Raw genomic sequence first — 16,297 nt, forward strand, 5'->3', positions numbered from 1 at the left:
GGATATGCGGGTCGCCGGCCAGGCTAAAGCTGTTCTTGCGAAAACCCAGGGCTTCCAGCAGCACCTGGTCATAGAAGCGCTCCGAGCGGGCCAGGTCGGAGACGCTGATATAGATATGATCGATTCCTATGACCTCGGCCATGACGAACGTCCTTGATGGGGCGGCTATGGGCCACAGATTAAGCCTGAGGCGGGCTCGCTGTCTGCTGGGACTGCCAGTGAGTTATTTCCTCTGCGATAAAGTGATTGACCAGATCGCTATAGAGATTTTCGATGGCATCCGGGCTTAAGCCCTCGGCCGCGGCCCATTCGCGCCGGCGGCTGAGCATCGCCTGGAAGCGCTCGGGCGCGCGCACCGCGGTCTCCGAGGTCTTGAACTGTGCCGCAGCCTGCACGTATTGAAAGCGCCTGCCCAGCAGCTTGATGACTGCCTGATCGAGGCGATCGATTTCATCACGGATATTCTCCATGCCCGCACATTGCTCGGGGGACAAACGATTGATTACTTCCATATAGATAGCTCCGAGTAGATAGCGCCGATGCAGATTGGCTGGATTGGCTGGCGGGGCATGGCTATTTCAGCCAGCGAGGGGTTAGTGCTAAGTGCCCGCTGGGCAGTGCATGGGTTGGAAGTGTATGCCGTTCTTGGCTTGCGCCTCGCCCGTTGGCCTAAAGCCGAAGCCGGCATAGACCGGCACGGCAAACAGCGAAGAATTGACCGTAAAGCCTTGAGTGTTGCCGGCGGCTATGGCTTGGCTTTTTAATTGTTGCCAGAGTCGATTGGCGATACCCAGGCGATGAAAATTTGGCCTAACGAATAAGTGATAGATATGTTGGTTATCGCGCAGCGCGGCGACGCCGACCAGTTCGCCCTCGATAAAGCCGAGCACATAGATAAAGTCCGGGCTGTTGATATAGCTGGCGATGGCGGCTGGTGAAAGGCTGGCAAGAAAGCCTTCTGCACCCGCGGCAGATGGTGTGGCGAGAAAATAATGGGCAACGCCTTGAATCATCTCGGCCACGCTTGGCGCGTCCGATTCTTGGGCGGGCTGGATTAGCAGATGCTGGCTGGTAGGCTTAACGGACATAGCGGAACCACTCCTTGTTGGCTCTGCCAACCCTACTGGTTGGAGGGGGCTTTTAGCCAGCGCTCTTATGCCGGCAGAGCAAGGCGGCCCCCTCTTGTGCGCGAGCAGCTTTTGTAGTGTGGGTGGCGCCGAGGCGGGTTGGCAAAGCAACTGCGGAATTGGTGCGCCACGTAACCCACCAAGCGCTAATCGGCCTACCCTCCGATGGCATACCTCGTAAAGTCGTGGTCTGCTCCTACTGCGCTGCTTTTAGACGGTTTTTGTATCGAAGATCAGCAACTCGACCCCTGCCTGGGCGAAGTTGCCAAGGTCGGCGGCTGCCGCCTGACCCTCAGGCGAAGCCAAGGCTTGCTGAATAGCCGCCACGGAATCGAAGCTGAGCATGGCGGCCAGGTGATAGGGCGAGTCGCCCTGTGGCGTGCCGAGCGGGCCGTCACTCACCTCGTAGCGCCGCAGCCCGGCGATTTGCTTGGCCAGGGGGATATGGGTGGAGAAATAGTGGCGGTCGAAGGCCGCGGGGTCGGCAGGTTTTTTATAGAGTGCTAGCAAGGTTGCCATGGGGTTATCTCCTTATAGGTGGAGCGCTTGGCCTAGGGCTTAGTAAAGCTGCTTGGGTTTTTCGTTTTAGCTTTTCTGCATATGCGCCATCTGCGCCCTGTAACGCTCAAGGCTTGCCTTCGGCCACACCTCGGGAACCTTATAGAACGCGGTCACGGCGGGTATACCGGGCGGGATCACCACCCAGGGCTGTTTCGACTCGGTGTAAATATGCATATCCGGCGGCATACGCTCCGGCTCGTCCAGGGTGCCGACCCGGATAAAGCGAATGGCGTCGCCGCTAATGGCGTAGTTGCTCCAGACCGCGACCTGACACTTGGGGCAGCGCGAGATCTGCTGATCTTTACCGCTCGCGGCGGGCGTGCCGATCATCACCACCTCGCCGGCCAGCAGTTGCACCTGGTCCGCTTCGACCAGGGCGTTATGCGCATAGGACGACCCGGTTTCGCGCTGGCACCAGCGGCAGTGGCAGGCGTGAACTATCAGCGGCGTGCGGCTCACGCGGTAACGAACATGGCGGCAGGTACAGCCGCCATCGTAGTAGCTGGCTTCGGTATTCATTAGGCGGGTCTCCTGGCGGGCCTGGGGGGATCAAGACGCGGGCTTTAGCTTAGTCCGGCGAGCGGTTTTAACCGTTTTGAGACCGAGGGGCTGCTCGATGTTTAATTGGAAGGGGGAACCTGCTACCAAATGTCAAATGTAAGACCTGACCCCTGCTGCTGCAGATCGGCAATCTGGTGCGACCGCTTCGCGGTCATCTGCAGTTATCACCAGCGGAGCCTGGCTGATTCGGGCGGCATAGGCCGGCACGCGGCCTAATAAGAGACAGACCACTATTATGTTTAGCAAAACCGTGGTCTGCCCCCGATTATTCTTTGCTCAACCCAGCAGCAGCCCGCCCGGGCCTAAGCCCGAACGGCAAAAACCCCAGAGTGCTAAACGGCACTCTGGGGCTTTTTTATGCGTGGTTGTTTTTGCTTTAACCGGCTAGGCCGTTGTCGACCGTTGTTGGTTTGGCTTTGTGCGCGTCACGCATGAGCAAGAGGTCGAGCACCGAGGGCGGGGCGGCTAACTGGAAGCCGACTTTGCCGCTAAAGCTGTGCGGATTGACGAAGGTGCCGAAGACTATGTCCCACAGCGGCAGGTCGCTGTAGTTGCGGCCATGCACTTGGTATTCGTGGTGCAGGCAGTGCGATTCCGGCCGTTGCACGAGATAACCTAACCAGCGTGGGGTGTTGATGTTGCTGTGCTGAAAGAGGCTGGTGATGGCCACGAACAAGCCCACCAGCGCCGCGGCCAGCGGGGTTAGGCCGAGCACAAAGCTGGTGATCAGCGTACTGCTGCCGACCTTCAGCATTATCTCCAGCGGATGGGCGAAATAGGCGCCGGCCACATCGATCCGATCAGGGCTGTGGTGCAATTGGTGCGCGCCCAGCCACAGCCAGTCGAAGCGGTGCATGGCGCGATGCAGCCAATAACCGGCCAAGGTCACGGCCAGCACCCCCGGCGCAATAGCCCACAACCCCAGATCATTGAGGTTAAGCAGGCTGTGTTGCTGTAACCAAGCCAGCGGCAGCAGCAGCGGCACTATGGAGCCGGCGATCAGCACCATGACCAAGAACAGCGCGCCAGTGATTCGCCAGTGCGGCACTGCGCTGAATGTTCGGGCCGTATGGCGGGCTTCGATGGCCAGTAGCAGGATAAAAACCAAGGGGATGGCAATCCCGACTAAGTCGGCAAGTTGCATATTGTTCTCCTGATTGGCGAGGTTAGTGGCTGCTTGCACGGGCTGATGCCAGTGCTTGCCGGGCTTGCTCGGTTACTGCGCCAGTCTGCAAAAAGGCCAGCAGCGCTTGAGCGTATTGCGCCGGCTGTTCCTGAAACGGCATATGGGCGGACTTGTGCAAATACTCGATGCCCTGCACGCCGGGAATGTCCCGCGCTAAGCGTCTGGCCAGTTGCGGGCCAAAGTTGTTGTCTTGTTCGCCCCACAGCAGCAGGGTTGGCGCCTTGAATGCGCGCATGGCGGGCACGGCTTGGACTGTGGTGCTTTGCGCGTGGTTGGGGTCGAGCTGCCAGGTGAAGAAGCGCCGCAGCCGTTGCCAGCGCTCTTTGCTGGCCACATGGGGTAGGGCGTAGCCGCGCAGCACCTCGGCCGTGAGGCTTTGCTGGTCGAACACGGCAACCGCAAAGGCTTGGCGTTGCACCCACTCAAACTTGAGCGCGTGGTACATCAATGGGCTGCTGAGGGGGCTGACGATGGCCTTGAGGATCGGGATTTCGGGTGCGCTGGGCCACTGGTCATAGGCTTCGACGTTGCTGAGCACGAGTTTCTGGATGCGCGTCGGGTCGTCGCGCATCAACAGCTGCGCCACCGCGCCGCCGTGGTCGTGGGCGACAAAATCGGCCGACTCGACCGCCAAGGCATCGAGCAATTGACTGAGCATTTTTACGTCTGTGTCTAGCCGATAATCGTCGTTCAAACGCACCGGCGTATCGCCCAGGCCGCGCAGATCCGGGGCAATCACGCGGTAGTGTTTGCTCAGCTCTGGGAGGATGGCGTTCCATTCAAATACGCTGAACGGGCAGCCATGCAGCAGGACTAGGGCTGGTCCTTGGCCGATGTCCAGATAGGCCACTTGGCTGCCATCGGGCAGCGTCATTAGTTTTTTCTGCGCCGAGAAACCGTCGTCGGTGAACTCGCCGGCGGTTAGCGCCCAGCGGGCATCGTTGGGTCGCAACTGCCCTGAGTTCCAGGCCAGTGCCAGCCAGCCTAGTGACAGGCTCAAGGCACCAATCCCAAGCCCCTTGGCTGTATTCTTCAAGGCTGTTCGATTGCTCATATTTGCTCCTGAGTCGCAGTTTAATAAGGGCGCATATGCACCGATATGCCTGTATTTGGGTAAAAAAATTAGCTGTTAGGTGCCCCGCAGCACAAGGGCACCAGGGTCTGGATTAGCCCGGCAATCTGCTCGACCCGCGCGGCTATGGTCGGCCCGTCAATTTCATAGAAGGTATGTCGGCCTTCAGTCTGGGCGCGCAGCAAGCCGGCGCGCTCCATGGTTTGTAAATGCCGGGCAATCACCGAGCGGTCTTGCGGCATAGTCTCGGCAATGCTGCCGATGTCGGAGCGGCCTTGCAGCACCAGCACGCGGAATATCTGGATGCGCGCAGGCTCGCACAAGGCCCGAAAGAAATCGGTATCGAGAATTTCAATACAGGCGTCGGCGGCTTCGGTACGGTTTTTGGGCTGGGTCATGGTTTGAGCATATATGCACGTTAATGCATGCGTCAACCCTGGGTTGTGGGTCGTTTTGGCCCCTGCTGTGGACCCGGGCTAATGGGTGTCCCCGATTATTCCCGATTATTTACATACGCGAGGTTAAGCGACTGGTTATATTTCAATTGCTGAGCCGGTCCACCCGGTTGGATTTTTTTCTGCGATAAGCAAGGCGTTTGAAGTCTCATTAGCGGAGGCAATTAATCCGGAAGGTGCCCATATGGCACTTTTGCCAATAGGTTTCCAGCCGCCGGTAGGTTGACTATGATTTGCCATGGCGACCAGCATGTTTAAATTCCGCGCATGAGCTTGCAACTGCCGGGTATCGGCTGCATAACCCCTCGCCGTGATTAGCACTCCCGCGATGTAAATCGTAGCGCCGGATTCAGCACACCACTCGGCGTGACTTCTGTGGTTCGTATCAGCGCAAATCGCATTGGCAATTTTAGTGCCGCCAACAGTAATAACGTGATGGGCTCTGCCGGCAGTGAAATATCGATCCTCACCAGGGTGCAGGTGCATCTTTGCATAAGTTTCTATGCTTCCTCTGGGCGAGATTGTAAATGCGCCAATACTCGGCTTGGAGTCTGTGGCGATTGGTGCGCCAACAACAATGTGCATGTTATTCGCGACAGCCAACGCAATGAGTGGCTGTAAGCGCGCGTCATCCACGGTAAATGCCAAGGCTGACGCCAATTCCGGTTCATATCCGGTTAGCGATAACTCAGGGAACACCAGGTAGGCGACATCATGCGCTCTGGCTATTTTAATAAATTCTGCGTGCAGCAAAATATTGGCATCCACATCCCCTTGTATTGACGGGGCTTGAGCTACCGCAATTTTTAGTGGTGACACGGCACTTTCCTTGAAATAAAACGTTCAGGTTAAGGGGGGCTCTAGTCCGTGTCGAAATAGCAGAGGCATCGGGGCAGGTCTTACATTTGACATTTGAGTTGGGCGCCCGGTTTTGTCCGTGTGCAAAATGTAAGACCTGACCCTGCGTTTTTTGGCGGCTTGTTCAGGTTTGGCGTCTTCGGTGAAGGCGAGCCGGCGAACGGTTTTAACCGTTCTGCGACCGAGGGGCTGCTGTGGTGTTTGATAGGAAGGGAAAACCTGGTCTGTCCCTGATTTACGCAAGCCAATCACAGCGAGTTTTCCTTGTTGGCGTTTTTCTCTTGTGCGCGGTCATACATAAGTCCATTTTTTGTAAAGATTCTTACAGATCCGCTATCAATCGTGCCGGTGGCGCCGAGAAAAGTAATAATTGTGTTATCGGTAGTCCATTGTGCGTTCGTGACATCAAAAGTTGCCCCGTAAATATTTTTCACGATACGTAAATTTTTCGTGGACGGCACTCCGTATTTACCTTGAAGTTTCCCGTAAACAAAATCCATGTTCTTAATGCCACCCGTATCAAAATATATACCTTCCAATTTGCCATTGATCAGTAACGCGTAGTAATAAATACCATGAACTACATCCGGAATTTCATCATAGGCGGATAGAACTCTTACGTAACCCGTAAATTCATTTGGATTGGTATCACTGCTGGCCACATGCTCGAAGCATGTGGTTTTTGGATCTATATTATAGCCAACACCATATTTATTCTTTTTGCATTCCGGAACTGAAAATCTGGAGCCAAGTGCTTTTCCGAAAACGCTTCCATTGACATGGTGGGATGACCTTATTGTGCCTTCCGGTATGGCTATCTTGAGATTTTTAAAAGACTCATCATAAAACGATCTTGTAATGCCCAGTATATTTAACGATTCTAAATTTTTAGCCAGGCGTGCCTTGAATTCTGGCGCATCATGAAAATTTTCGATTTCTATGTAGTATTCGCTTAGCATAGTTGACTGGACGGACTTGATAAGCGCCTCAGAATATTTCTTTGACAAACGCAATGCCTTGGACTCACTGCCTAAGGTATCCATGGTTTCCAAAAGCCAATCACTGGTTAACTCATCGTTTCGGGGTGGTAGTATTTGCATCCACATACTTACACTTATAGGAGGCACCTCGCCTGGGGCATTACTGTTTGTGCCATTTTCTGCTGTCGATGCAGCAGCACTGATAGTTTCTTTTTTAGGCGAGGCTGTTGTAAGCTCTACTGATGAAGTTTTATTTGTCGGATTAGCATCATGTTTCTCGGCAGTTGTCTTGCGGCTATTCTGCATTTGCGCCAGCGATTTGTTGACCAGCCTGGGAACATCAAACCCATTACAAACATTGATAAACCCTGCACACTTCAACTTGGGTGACAATGCCAATTTATAATAGGTTTTGGCAGCCTCCTCGTACCCAAGCCTTTCTGCAGCCTGGCCAAGGTAGAAATAGGACAAGTCATCGTCGTGACCAATCCGAGTTACTTCATTTACAAGGTCAACCCATAACCCGTTTGTATAAAGGCTTTTAACGTGCTGGCCTGCAGCCCCCCAGGCGTATCCACAGGAAACAATGCAGGTTAGGCGAGCTTCACCACTCTTAAAGACCGCCAGCGTATCAGGTGCACTCTCGCCGGTTGTGGTTGTAATTCCACCCGACATACAACCACTAAGAGAGAGGAGACCAGCGACGATTAAACCTGCTGGTTGCAACACGGATCGAGGGTGTGCACGCATTGGTCTTACTCCATAGCTCAATGGTATGCGAACCGAATCTTGGGTGTTGCCGTATGATCAGCTGACGTTATGGATTGAAAGGTAGCCGGTCGTTGTGAGATTTCTATTCGATCAGACAAGCGGTACTGGCGAAGGTCACGAGGAGTTGCGGGCGGATAATCAGGGACAGACCACGATTAATCAGAAGACGTGTTCAGCAAAATCGTGGCCTGTCCCCGATTACTTCAGGTCGGCAATCTGGTGCGCGGGCCTGTGGGGGGTGGATCAAGGCGCGGGTTTAGCCTAGTCCGGCGAGGGATCACTCAGGGACAGACCACGATTAATCATTAGACGTTTTCAGCAAAACCGTGGTCTGTCCCTGCCCACTCAACAGCTGTAACATTCAAGGCAAGGGTGCTGCGCGGCCTTATCACACATCTTCCCCTCGACCGCCGGGTTAGCGTGCATTTGATCTATGTTCGTGGCAGTTGAAATTGGCTCGTACTTGCAGGGAAGCAGGTATGCAAATGCAGCAAGATTTGTTAGCAGCAGAATTATGAAAAGTAGATTTAGGAGAAATTTGCCGTTGCTTAGTGTTGACTTCGCAGGAGGAATCATACGAAGGCCCAGCGGGCTGTGAACGCTGTCGAGAATACTCAACAGCCTTTCCTGGTTGCGAACATCCCAGTCTCTTAGTATCAATCGATACAAGATGAAGCCAATAAGGGTCCCGACTATAACAAGGCCACACCCAAGCAATCCTTTTATGTTGTAACTTCCAGCTAGAGTTCCTGACTCTAGAGCCAGAATTACGTATAACTTGCTCCAGCTCAGTTGGTTCTGATGTTGCCATTGGGTAGTTAGGAATTTGTATATCTCGTTTTCTGAAACCGCTCTCGGATCAAAATCATTTAGTGTATTGCGGTCCATGTCTAGTTTCCGTTAGGTTGTTTGTAGTAGTGATGAGGTGGGTATGTAACTGCGCGCTTAATGTTCACTGTCACGTCTTAAGTTATTTCTTTCTCTCAAGTCGCCTGCAATAAACCTGAGATGTACAGCCTTTATCGCCCGTTATGATTTGGCGCTATCTCATTTAACCTTAGTAATGGCTCGTTTATCTGTCCAATCCAGCACCAAATCAAGCAAATACCACCCGCAAAAAAGCGGACCGAAGTCCGCTTTGCTATAGCTGCGTTGCTGTGCCCTTAGTTAAGCCAGCTCGCCACCCGCTCCGGGTTGGCGGCGATCCAGTCTTTGGCGGCTTGTTCGGGTTTGGCGCCTTCGCTGATGGCGAGCATGACCGAGCCGACTTCTTCGCCGTACCAGGAGAAGTTCTCCAGGAAGGCGGCGGCCTCAGGTGCTTTGGCCGCCAGGCCTGGATTGGCTACGGTGTCGACGTGCTCATCGTCACCGAAAACTTTCTTCGGGTCTTCGAGGAAGCGCAGTTTCCACTTGGCGAACATCCAGTGCGGAATCCAACCGGTTACCACTATGGCTTGCTTGTTCTTCTCTGCGCGGGTCAAGGCAACTGCCATGGCCGGGCCTGAGCTCGGCATCAGTTTGATGTCGCTGAGCTGGTATTCCTTGATGGCGTCTTCCGTGCGGCGCATGACGCCGGCACCGGCATCGATACCGGTGATTTTGCCGTCGAACTCCTTGCTGTAGGTGTTGAGGTCCGCGATGGTTTTGGCGGCAACATAGTCCGGTACGATCAGGCCGATCTTGGCGCCTTGGTAGTTGGTGCCGAGCACCGTGACCTTGTCCTTGAGCTTGGCGAAGTACTCGCCATGAGTGGCCGGCAGCCAGGCGGAGAGGGTGACGTCCAGATCGCCGCGGGCCACGCCTTGCCACATGATGGCCGGCTCGACCGGTTGCAGTTCGACCGTATAGCCGAGCTTGCTACGGAGAATTTCGCCGGCGACATGGGTGGCGGCGACGCTGTCGTCCCAGCCGTTGACGTAGCCGATCTTCAGGCTGGGTTTGTCCGCCGCCATGGCGGTGCTCATGCCCAGGGCCAGGGCGGCGACGCCGAGGCCTTGCAGGCACAGGTTCTTCAAGTTGCGCATAGGTTGTGCTCCGTCAGTGAGAGTGGCAGTTCAGTTGAATACTGGTGCGTTCTTCTTGCGGGCCTAGCTGGGTGAACATGGGCGGTGTCGCTTTACCGCTCTGCCTGGGTCAATAGGCCAAGACGCGCGGCATGAGTAGGAGCCAGCTTGCTGGCGATCCGAGGCGCTGAGCATCGCCAGGCAGCAGCCGCTCTCTGCGGCTTGCTGCATTTCCCCCGTCCATGGGGGGCCAAGCTGGCTCCTACAGGGTCTGTTGCGGGCAACAGGTCATAAAAATTGGGACGCAACAGCTTCGGCGCTGGCTGATTAGCTGCGTTGGCTGGGCGGTTGGTTTAGTGCGCAGAGGGCTGCGCGGGGTGGAGCAAACTCCGGCTCGGCCGTCCCAGTGCAGGACGGCGAGCCGGGCGGTTACTGCTTACATGCCGAGGTGTTTCTTCACGGCGGCGACGCCGTCCTGGCCGTCGTAGGTGGTCACACCGGCCAGCCACTGGTCGAGGATCGCCGGGTTGGCCTTGATCCAGTTTTTCGCCACTTCGGTCGGGTTCTGTTTTTCCAGCACCTTTTCCATCAGCTGGCTTTCGATTTCCACACTGAACTGCAGGTTGTTCAGCAGCTTGCCGACGTTGGCGCAACGCGCTTCATAGTCCGGCGGTACCACGGTGAACACCTTGGCGGCGCCGAAGTCCGGGCCGAACACGTCATCGCCACCTTCCAGGTAGGTGATATCGAACTGGGTGTTCATCGGGTGCGGGGCCCAGCCGAGGAATACCGCCGGCTCGTTCTTCTTCACCGCGCGTTGCAGCTGCACCAGCATGCCGGCTTCGCTGGACTCGACCATCTTGAATTCGCCGAGGCCGAACTGGTTGCCTTTGATCATCTTGTCGATCAGCAGGTTGCCGTCGTTACCCGGCTCGATGCCGAAGATCTTGCCGTTCAGCTGGTCCTTGAACTTGGCGATGTCGGCAAAGCTTTTCAGCCCGGCTTTGGCCGCGTAGGTCGGTACGGCCAATGTGTACTTGGCCCCTTCCAGGTTGGCCTTGGGCAGTACCTTGACGCCGTTGTCCTTGGTGAACGGCTCGATCACCGCGTCCATGGACGGCGCCCAGTAGCCGAGGAACACGTCGATCTGCTTGTTCTTCACCCCGGTAAAGGCGATGGGCACCGAGGCCATGATCTTGCGCGTCTGGTAGCCCAGGCCTTCGCTGAGGGTCATGGCCACGCCGGTGGTGGCGGCGATGTCGGCCCAGCCAATTTCCGCGAAGCGCACCATCTTGCAGCTCTCAGGCTCCTGCGCCCAAGCGCTTTGCAGCATGGCAACGGAGAGCAGGCCGACACCTGCGAGCGTTTTTATCGTTTTCATCTGCGACTCCCTGTTGAACGAAGGTAAGACTTACTGACGTTGAAGTTTGCCGCCGAACCAGGCGACCAGACTGCGGCGCTTGGTGGTCTGCGGAGTTCCGAAACTTTCGGTGATGCGGTCGAGGATGATCGCCAGCAACACCACGGCCATGCCGCTTTCGAAGCCCAGGCCGATGTCCAGGCGCTGGATGCTCGCCAGTACGTCGTTGCCCAGGCCGCCGGCGCCGACCATGGAGGCGATGATCACCATCGACAGGGCCATCATGATGGTCTGGTTGACCCCGGCCATGATCGACGGCATGGCGTTCGGCAGTTGCACCTTGAACAGCAACTGGCGCTGGGTGCAGCCGAACGACTGGCCGGCTTCGATGATTTCCTTGTTGACCTGGCGGATGCCCAGGTTGGTCAGGCGCACCGCCGGTGGCATGGCGAAGATCACCGTGGCGATGATCCCCGGCACCCGACCGAGGCCGAACAGCATGGCCGCCGGGATCAGGTAGACGAAGGCCGGCATGGTCTGCATAAAGTCGAGGATCGGCCGGGTGATGGTCGCCACCCGCTCGCTGCGCGCCGCCCAGATGCCCAGGGGCACGCCGAGCAGCAGGCTGATCAGGGTGGCGGAGAAGGTCAGGCCGAGGGTCACCACCGTCTGTTCCCAGAAACCGGTGAGCACGATCAGCACGAAGGAGATGGCGGTGAAGATGGCGAACTTGTAGCTGATGCGCCACAGGCTGAGGCCGACGAACAGGCTGATCAGCAGCCAGGCCGGCGGCAGCATCAGCAGCCATTCGATGCCTGCGGCGAAGCCGTCGACCAGGCCGCCGATGGTGTCGAAGCCGTCGCTGTAGTTGTCCAGCAGGTGCTGCACCACATCGTTGACCCAGCTACCCAGGTCGAGTTTTTTCTCACTCATGGAACTCTCCCTGCAGGCGGCTGAGCAAACGGCCTTTGCTGATGGCGCCGCTGTAGTTGCCGTTCTGGTCGATCACCGGGATCGGCCCTTCGTTGACCACCAGGCGCTCGATCACCTGATCCAGTGGCAGGTTTTCCGGTACCGGGGTGATCTGCTTGAGCACCTGTTGGTCGAGGCCGCAGCTGTTGCCGCCCTCGACCAGCAAGGCGATCTTCTCCAGGCTGATGGAGCCCTGGAATTTGTTCTGCTCGTCGACGACAAAGGCGTAGTGCTTGTCCAGCGCCTGCAGCTCCTGGCAGACCTTCTGCGCATCCGGCGCTCGGCCGTTGTGCACGTAGATCGGCACGCTGTCGGCCATCAGCTGGCCGGCGGTGAGGTAGCGGTTGGTGTCGACTGTGTGGAAGAAGTTGCGCACGTAGTCGTTGGCCGGGTTGTCGATCAACTCCTGCGGGGTGCCGATCTGCACCAGCTTGCCGCCTTCCATGATGCCGATGCGGGTGCCGATGCGCATGGCCTCCTCGATATCGTGGGAAACGAAGATGATGGTGCGGCGGTGGGTCTTCTGCAGCTCCAGCAGCACGTCCTGCATCTCGCGGCGCTTGAGCGGGTCGAGGGCGGAGAAGGCCTCGTCCATGATGATCATCGAGGGGTCGACCGCCAGGGCGCGGGCCAGGCCGACGCGCTGCTGCATGCCGCCCGACAGCTCGTGCGGGTGCTTGTGGGCGAAGGTATCCAGGCCCACCTGCTTCAAGACTTCCATGGCGCGCTGTTCGCGCTCCTTGCGACTCTTGCCGGCCACTTCCAAGCCGAAGGCGGCGTTGTCCAGCACGGTGCGCGAGGGCATCAGGGCGAAGGACTGGAACACCATGCTCATATCACGGCGGCGCAGGTCGATCAGTTGCGCCTTGGGCAGCTTGGCGACGTTTTGCCCGTCGATAAACACATCGCCGGCGGTGGGTTCGATCAAGCGGTTGATCAGCCGGATCAGGGTCGATTTGCCCGAGCCGGAGAGGCCCATCAAGACGAAGATCTCGCCTTCTTCGACGCTGAACGACACGTCGCTGACGCCGATTACCGCGCCTTTCTCGGCCAGAATCCGCTCTTTACTCCAACCTTGCTTGAGCAGGTCGATGGCTTCTTGTGGCTGCGCGCCGAAAACCTTGTAGAGGTTCTCGACGACGATTTTTCCAGACCGCATGGGATGGTTCCCCTTCAGTAGACATCCAGATCAGTGCTGCGAAGCCGGGCGCACGCCAGAAGGCGAGCGTACGGTGATGCCGACTGTTCTTGCCTGTGTGGGTTTACGTGATTCCGAGGCCTGGTCGGTGCTTTGCCGCGCAGCCTGTCAGGGCCCAAAGGCACAGCCTGGGCAGCGCGTTGATTGCCATACCGGCAATGCACGCTACTTGGGTTGTGCTGTCGAGTGATCCTTGCCAAGCCTTGTTGCAAACCGCTTTCCAAACCCTCTGGCAGTGTTACGAAGCCCAATCCTTGGGGTTTACACAGCTCTATCCGAGCTGCGCGTACATCCGAAATTTCTTGTTGGACTGGCACCCAATGAGGGGGAGCCAGCGCTTATCTATGCTTCGGTTCGGAGCTGGGGAGCTCCGGTCTACCAGCCTCTATGGGGGCTGGCAGTGACGAAATCGGCTGACTCAACGATATAGTCTTCGAGTTGTCGCAATTGTCGGTTTGCGACTCTGACGTGTTGGGAGGCGACATGGGGAAAACCATAACAGACTTCCGGCTTCCTGTACCCAGGCTGCAAGCCGCGCCGGCCGTGCTGTGCAGCCATTTCCCTGGGGCCGCCCGGGGTAGCCCGAGGGCGGCGGCGCAGGCGCAAATAATTGCGCCTTAGGGGGCTGGGTTGGCGCCTGCGGGCAACTGCGCCGGCTGCCCGTCGCGGTGGGTGACGCCGGCGAGCCAGGTCTTGACCGTCTGCGGGTTGGCCTTGAGCCAGGCCTTGGCTTCGCGTCGCGGGTTGGTATTTTTATTGAGGATAGCGCCCATCAGGTAGCTTTCCATCTCCAGGCTGAAACGCAGGTTTCTCAGCAGCTTGCCGACATTCGGGCACTGCTCGGTATAGCCGGTGCGCACGTTGGTGTAGACGGTGGCGCCGCCGAAGTTGGCGCCGAAATAGTCATCGCCGCCGCTCAGGTACTGCATCTGCAACTGGTTGTTCATCGGGTGGGGCGCCCAGCCGAGGAACACCGCCCACTGCTTGAGGTGCTCGGCGCGTTTGACCTGGGCCAGCATGCCGCTCTCGCTGGACTCCACCAGGCTAAAGCCTTTGAGGCCGAAGGCGTTCTTGTCGATCATCGACTGGATCAGCTTGTTGCCGTCGTTGCCCGGTTCTATGCCGTACAGCTTGCCGCCCAGCTCCTTCTTGAACTTGGCCAGGTCGGCGAAGCTCTTCAAGCCGCCGTCATAGGCCGCCTGGTTGACCGCCAAGGTGTATTTGGCGCCCTCCAGGTTGGCCCCCAGGGTTTGCACCGAGCCGTTTTCCACATAGGGCTTGATGTCGTTTTCCATGCTCGGCATCCAGTTGCCGAGAAACACCTCGATCTTCTTCTCCTGCAGCGCCTTGTAGGTGTCCGGCACGGACAGGCGCTTGACCTGGGTGCGGTAGCCCAGCTCGCTGAGCAACTGGCGAGTGACCGCGGTGGTGACGGTGATATCGGTCCAGCCGACATCGGCGAAGCGAACCAGGTCGCACTCGGCGGGTTCCACGGCCTGGGCCAGCAGGGGGGTACTCAGGGCGGCGGCCAACAACCAGCATTTATCCAGCTTCATAGGGCGTATCCAACAACCAGTGACAGGGCGCTCCGGCCGCGCTGGACCGGGATTGAGGCCACAGGGCGAGGCGTTGCGAACAGCGGCTGGCCAGTCCATGGGCGCCTGGATCATGCCGACACAGTTCGCCCGCTGCCTATGCGCCGCGTCGCAACTGGAACGCTGTTGTCGCATTTCGCCGCGCGGCTTGGCAAAACTGCGAGCGGGCGCACAGGTCGATGCCGGGGCGGGGAGAGCGTAGGTTGGCGCTGAGCCTGCGAAGCCCAACGGGGAGTGCGCAGCGCTCCGCTCGGCGGCCTGGCTGGGTTGGGTTTATGGCTCTCGACCGCAATGTTGGGCTTCGCTGAGCTCAGCCCAACCTACAGGATTCGGCAGCGCGTAGCCCGGATGCAATCCGGGAGCGGCTATGCGCGGGGAGATATTCCCGGATTTTATCCGGGCTACAAAAACGCCGCTGCAGGTGACAGCAGGCCATCCGCCATATGGGCGCCGGCGCTGACGGATTTAGATATGGGCGGGTCGGTGTGGGGCGGCTGCGGGGTCGGGAAATCCCGATGATGGCGCTCAAGAAGCAACTCAGCAGGAGAGATTCGTGGCTATTAGCGTGTTTGACTTGTTCAAGATCGGCATCGGCCCGTCCAGTTCGCATACAGTCGGGCCCATGCGCGCCGCCGCCCTGTACGTCGGCGCGCTGCGTGAGCGGCATTTGCTCGAGCGCGTGCAGCGCGTGCAGGTGCGCCTGTATGGCTCGCTGTCGGCTACCGGCGTCGGCCACGGCAGCGACCGTGCGGTGATCATGGGCTTGATGGGCGATTGGCCGGATCAGATCGACCCCGCCAGCATCGAGCCGCGCATCAACGAATTGCTCGCCAGCGGCACGCTGCAGCTCGACGGCCGGGTAGCGGTCGCCTTCGACTGGGCGCGCGACATGCTGCTGCTCGAGGAGAACCTGCCCTATCACCCCAATGCCATGTGCCTGAGCGCCTTCGCGGCCGACGGCAGCCTGCTGCACGAGGACACCTACTATTCGGTCGGCGGCGGTTTCGTGGTGGATGCCGAGCAGGCCGCCACCGGCCAGCTGGACCAGGATCACACCCAGCTGCCCTACGACTTCGACAGCGCCGAGCAGCTGCTGCGGCTGTGCCAGGAGCACGGCCTGCGGGTCTCCGAATTGATGATGGCCAACGAGAAGGCCTGGCGCAGCGAGGCGGAAATCCGCAGCGGCCTGATGCGCCTGTGGCAAGCCATGCGCGATTGCGTCGAGCAGGGCCTCAAGCACGAGGGCATTCTGCCCGGCGGCCTGAATGTGAAGCGCCGCGCGGCCAAGCTGCACCGCAGCCTGCAGGAAATGAGCAAGCCCAATGTGATCGGCTCGACCCTGAGCGGCATGGAATGGGTCAACCTGTTCGCCCTGGCAGTGAATGAGGAGAACGCCGCCGGCGGGCGCATGGTGACCGCGCCGACCAACGGCGCGGCCGGCATCATCCCGGCGGTGCTGCATTACTACGTGCGCTTCAGCCCGGCGGTGAGCGAGGCCAATGTGGTCGACTACCTGCTGGCGGCGGCGGCCGTCGGCATCCTGTGCAAGAAGAACGCCTCCATTTCCGGCGCCGAAGTCGGCTGCCAGGGCGAGGTCG

15 protein-coding genes are annotated in these 16,297 nt (G+C 58.2%); 1 reads left to right on the forward strand and 14 read right to left on the reverse strand.

Annotation, left to right across the window (positions count from 1 at the left end):
- Positions 1–179: 179 nt before the first annotated feature.
- The 14 genes from Q8Q83_RS11660 to Q8Q83_RS11725 form a co-directional block, all read right to left on the reverse strand.
- Positions 180–512: an isochorismate lyase gene (locus Q8Q83_RS11660; RefSeq protein ID WP_305623882.1), complete on the reverse strand. Its 333-nt coding sequence runs from the start codon at positions 510–512 to the stop codon at positions 180–182.
- Between the two features lie 87 nt (positions 513–599).
- On the reverse strand, positions 600–1,088 hold the full coding sequence (locus tag Q8Q83_RS11665) for a GNAT family N-acetyltransferase (protein ID WP_305623884.1): 489 nt from the start codon (positions 1,086–1,088) through the stop codon (positions 600–602).
- A 249-nt stretch (positions 1,089–1,337) separates the two neighbouring features.
- Positions 1,338–1,646, reverse strand: a complete 309-nt coding sequence (locus Q8Q83_RS11670; protein ID WP_305623886.1) for an EthD family reductase — start codon at positions 1,644–1,646, stop codon at positions 1,338–1,340.
- Positions 1,647–1,712: 66 nt separating this feature from the next.
- Positions 1,713–2,207, reverse strand: coding sequence for a GFA family protein (locus Q8Q83_RS11675; protein WP_305623888.1), 495 nt, complete (start codon positions 2,205–2,207; stop codon positions 1,713–1,715).
- Between the two features lie 418 nt (positions 2,208–2,625).
- Complete coding sequence (locus tag Q8Q83_RS11680; protein ID WP_305623889.1) at positions 2,626–3,393, reverse strand: sterol desaturase family protein; 768 nt, start codon at positions 3,391–3,393, stop codon at positions 2,626–2,628.
- 22 nt (positions 3,394–3,415) lie between these two features.
- Positions 3,416–4,489 carry an alpha/beta fold hydrolase gene (locus tag Q8Q83_RS11685; RefSeq protein WP_305623891.1) on the reverse strand — a complete coding sequence of 358 codons (1,074 nt, stop codon included), beginning with the start codon at positions 4,487–4,489 and terminating at the stop codon, positions 3,416–3,418.
- A 68-nt stretch (positions 4,490–4,557) separates the two neighbouring features.
- A complete protein-coding gene (locus Q8Q83_RS11690) occupies positions 4,558–4,905 on the reverse strand; it encodes a helix-turn-helix transcriptional regulator (protein WP_305623893.1) in 348 nt (115 codons plus the stop codon).
- Between the two features lie 135 nt (positions 4,906–5,040).
- Positions 5,041–5,781 (reverse strand): carbon-nitrogen hydrolase family protein, encoded by a 741-nt coding sequence (locus Q8Q83_RS11695; protein ID WP_305623895.1) that lies wholly within the window; start codon positions 5,779–5,781, stop codon positions 5,041–5,043.
- A 287-nt stretch (positions 5,782–6,068) separates the two neighbouring features.
- Entirely contained in the window at positions 6,069–7,550 is a 1,482-nt protein-coding gene (locus Q8Q83_RS11700) for a hypothetical protein (protein ID WP_305623897.1), read from the reverse strand.
- A 1,184-nt stretch (positions 7,551–8,734) separates the two neighbouring features.
- On the reverse strand, positions 8,735–9,595 hold the full coding sequence (locus tag Q8Q83_RS11705; protein WP_305623899.1) for a glycine betaine ABC transporter substrate-binding protein: 861 nt from the start codon (positions 9,593–9,595) through the stop codon (positions 8,735–8,737).
- A 415-nt stretch (positions 9,596–10,010) separates the two neighbouring features.
- Positions 10,011–10,955: a choline ABC transporter substrate-binding protein gene (locus Q8Q83_RS11710; RefSeq protein WP_305623901.1), complete on the reverse strand. Its 945-nt coding sequence runs from the start codon at positions 10,953–10,955 to the stop codon at positions 10,011–10,013.
- Between the two features lie 30 nt (positions 10,956–10,985).
- Positions 10,986–11,867 (reverse strand): proline/glycine betaine ABC transporter permease, encoded by an 882-nt coding sequence (locus Q8Q83_RS11715; RefSeq protein WP_305623902.1) that lies wholly within the window; start codon positions 11,865–11,867, stop codon positions 10,986–10,988.
- A complete protein-coding gene (locus tag Q8Q83_RS11720; RefSeq protein WP_305623904.1) occupies positions 11,860–13,065 on the reverse strand; it encodes a glycine betaine/L-proline ABC transporter ATP-binding protein in 1,206 nt (401 codons plus the stop codon). Before Q8Q83_RS11720 ends, Q8Q83_RS11715 begins: the two co-directional genes overlap by 8 nt.
- Before the next feature lie 656 nt (positions 13,066–13,721).
- Positions 13,722–14,660, reverse strand: coding sequence for a choline ABC transporter substrate-binding protein (locus Q8Q83_RS11725; RefSeq protein WP_305623906.1), 939 nt, complete (start codon positions 14,658–14,660; stop codon positions 13,722–13,724).
- A 592-nt stretch (positions 14,661–15,252) separates the two neighbouring features.
- On the opposite strand from Q8Q83_RS11725, the gene Q8Q83_RS11730 reads away from it, so the two are divergent.
- A partial coding sequence (locus tag Q8Q83_RS11730; RefSeq protein WP_305623908.1) for an L-serine ammonia-lyase occupies positions 15,253–16,297 on the forward strand: 1,045 nt, incomplete at its 3' end.

It is taken from the genome of Pseudomonas sp. (assembly GCF_030696055.1).
Classification (GTDB): Bacteria; Pseudomonadota; Gammaproteobacteria; order Pseudomonadales; family Pseudomonadaceae; genus Aquipseudomonas.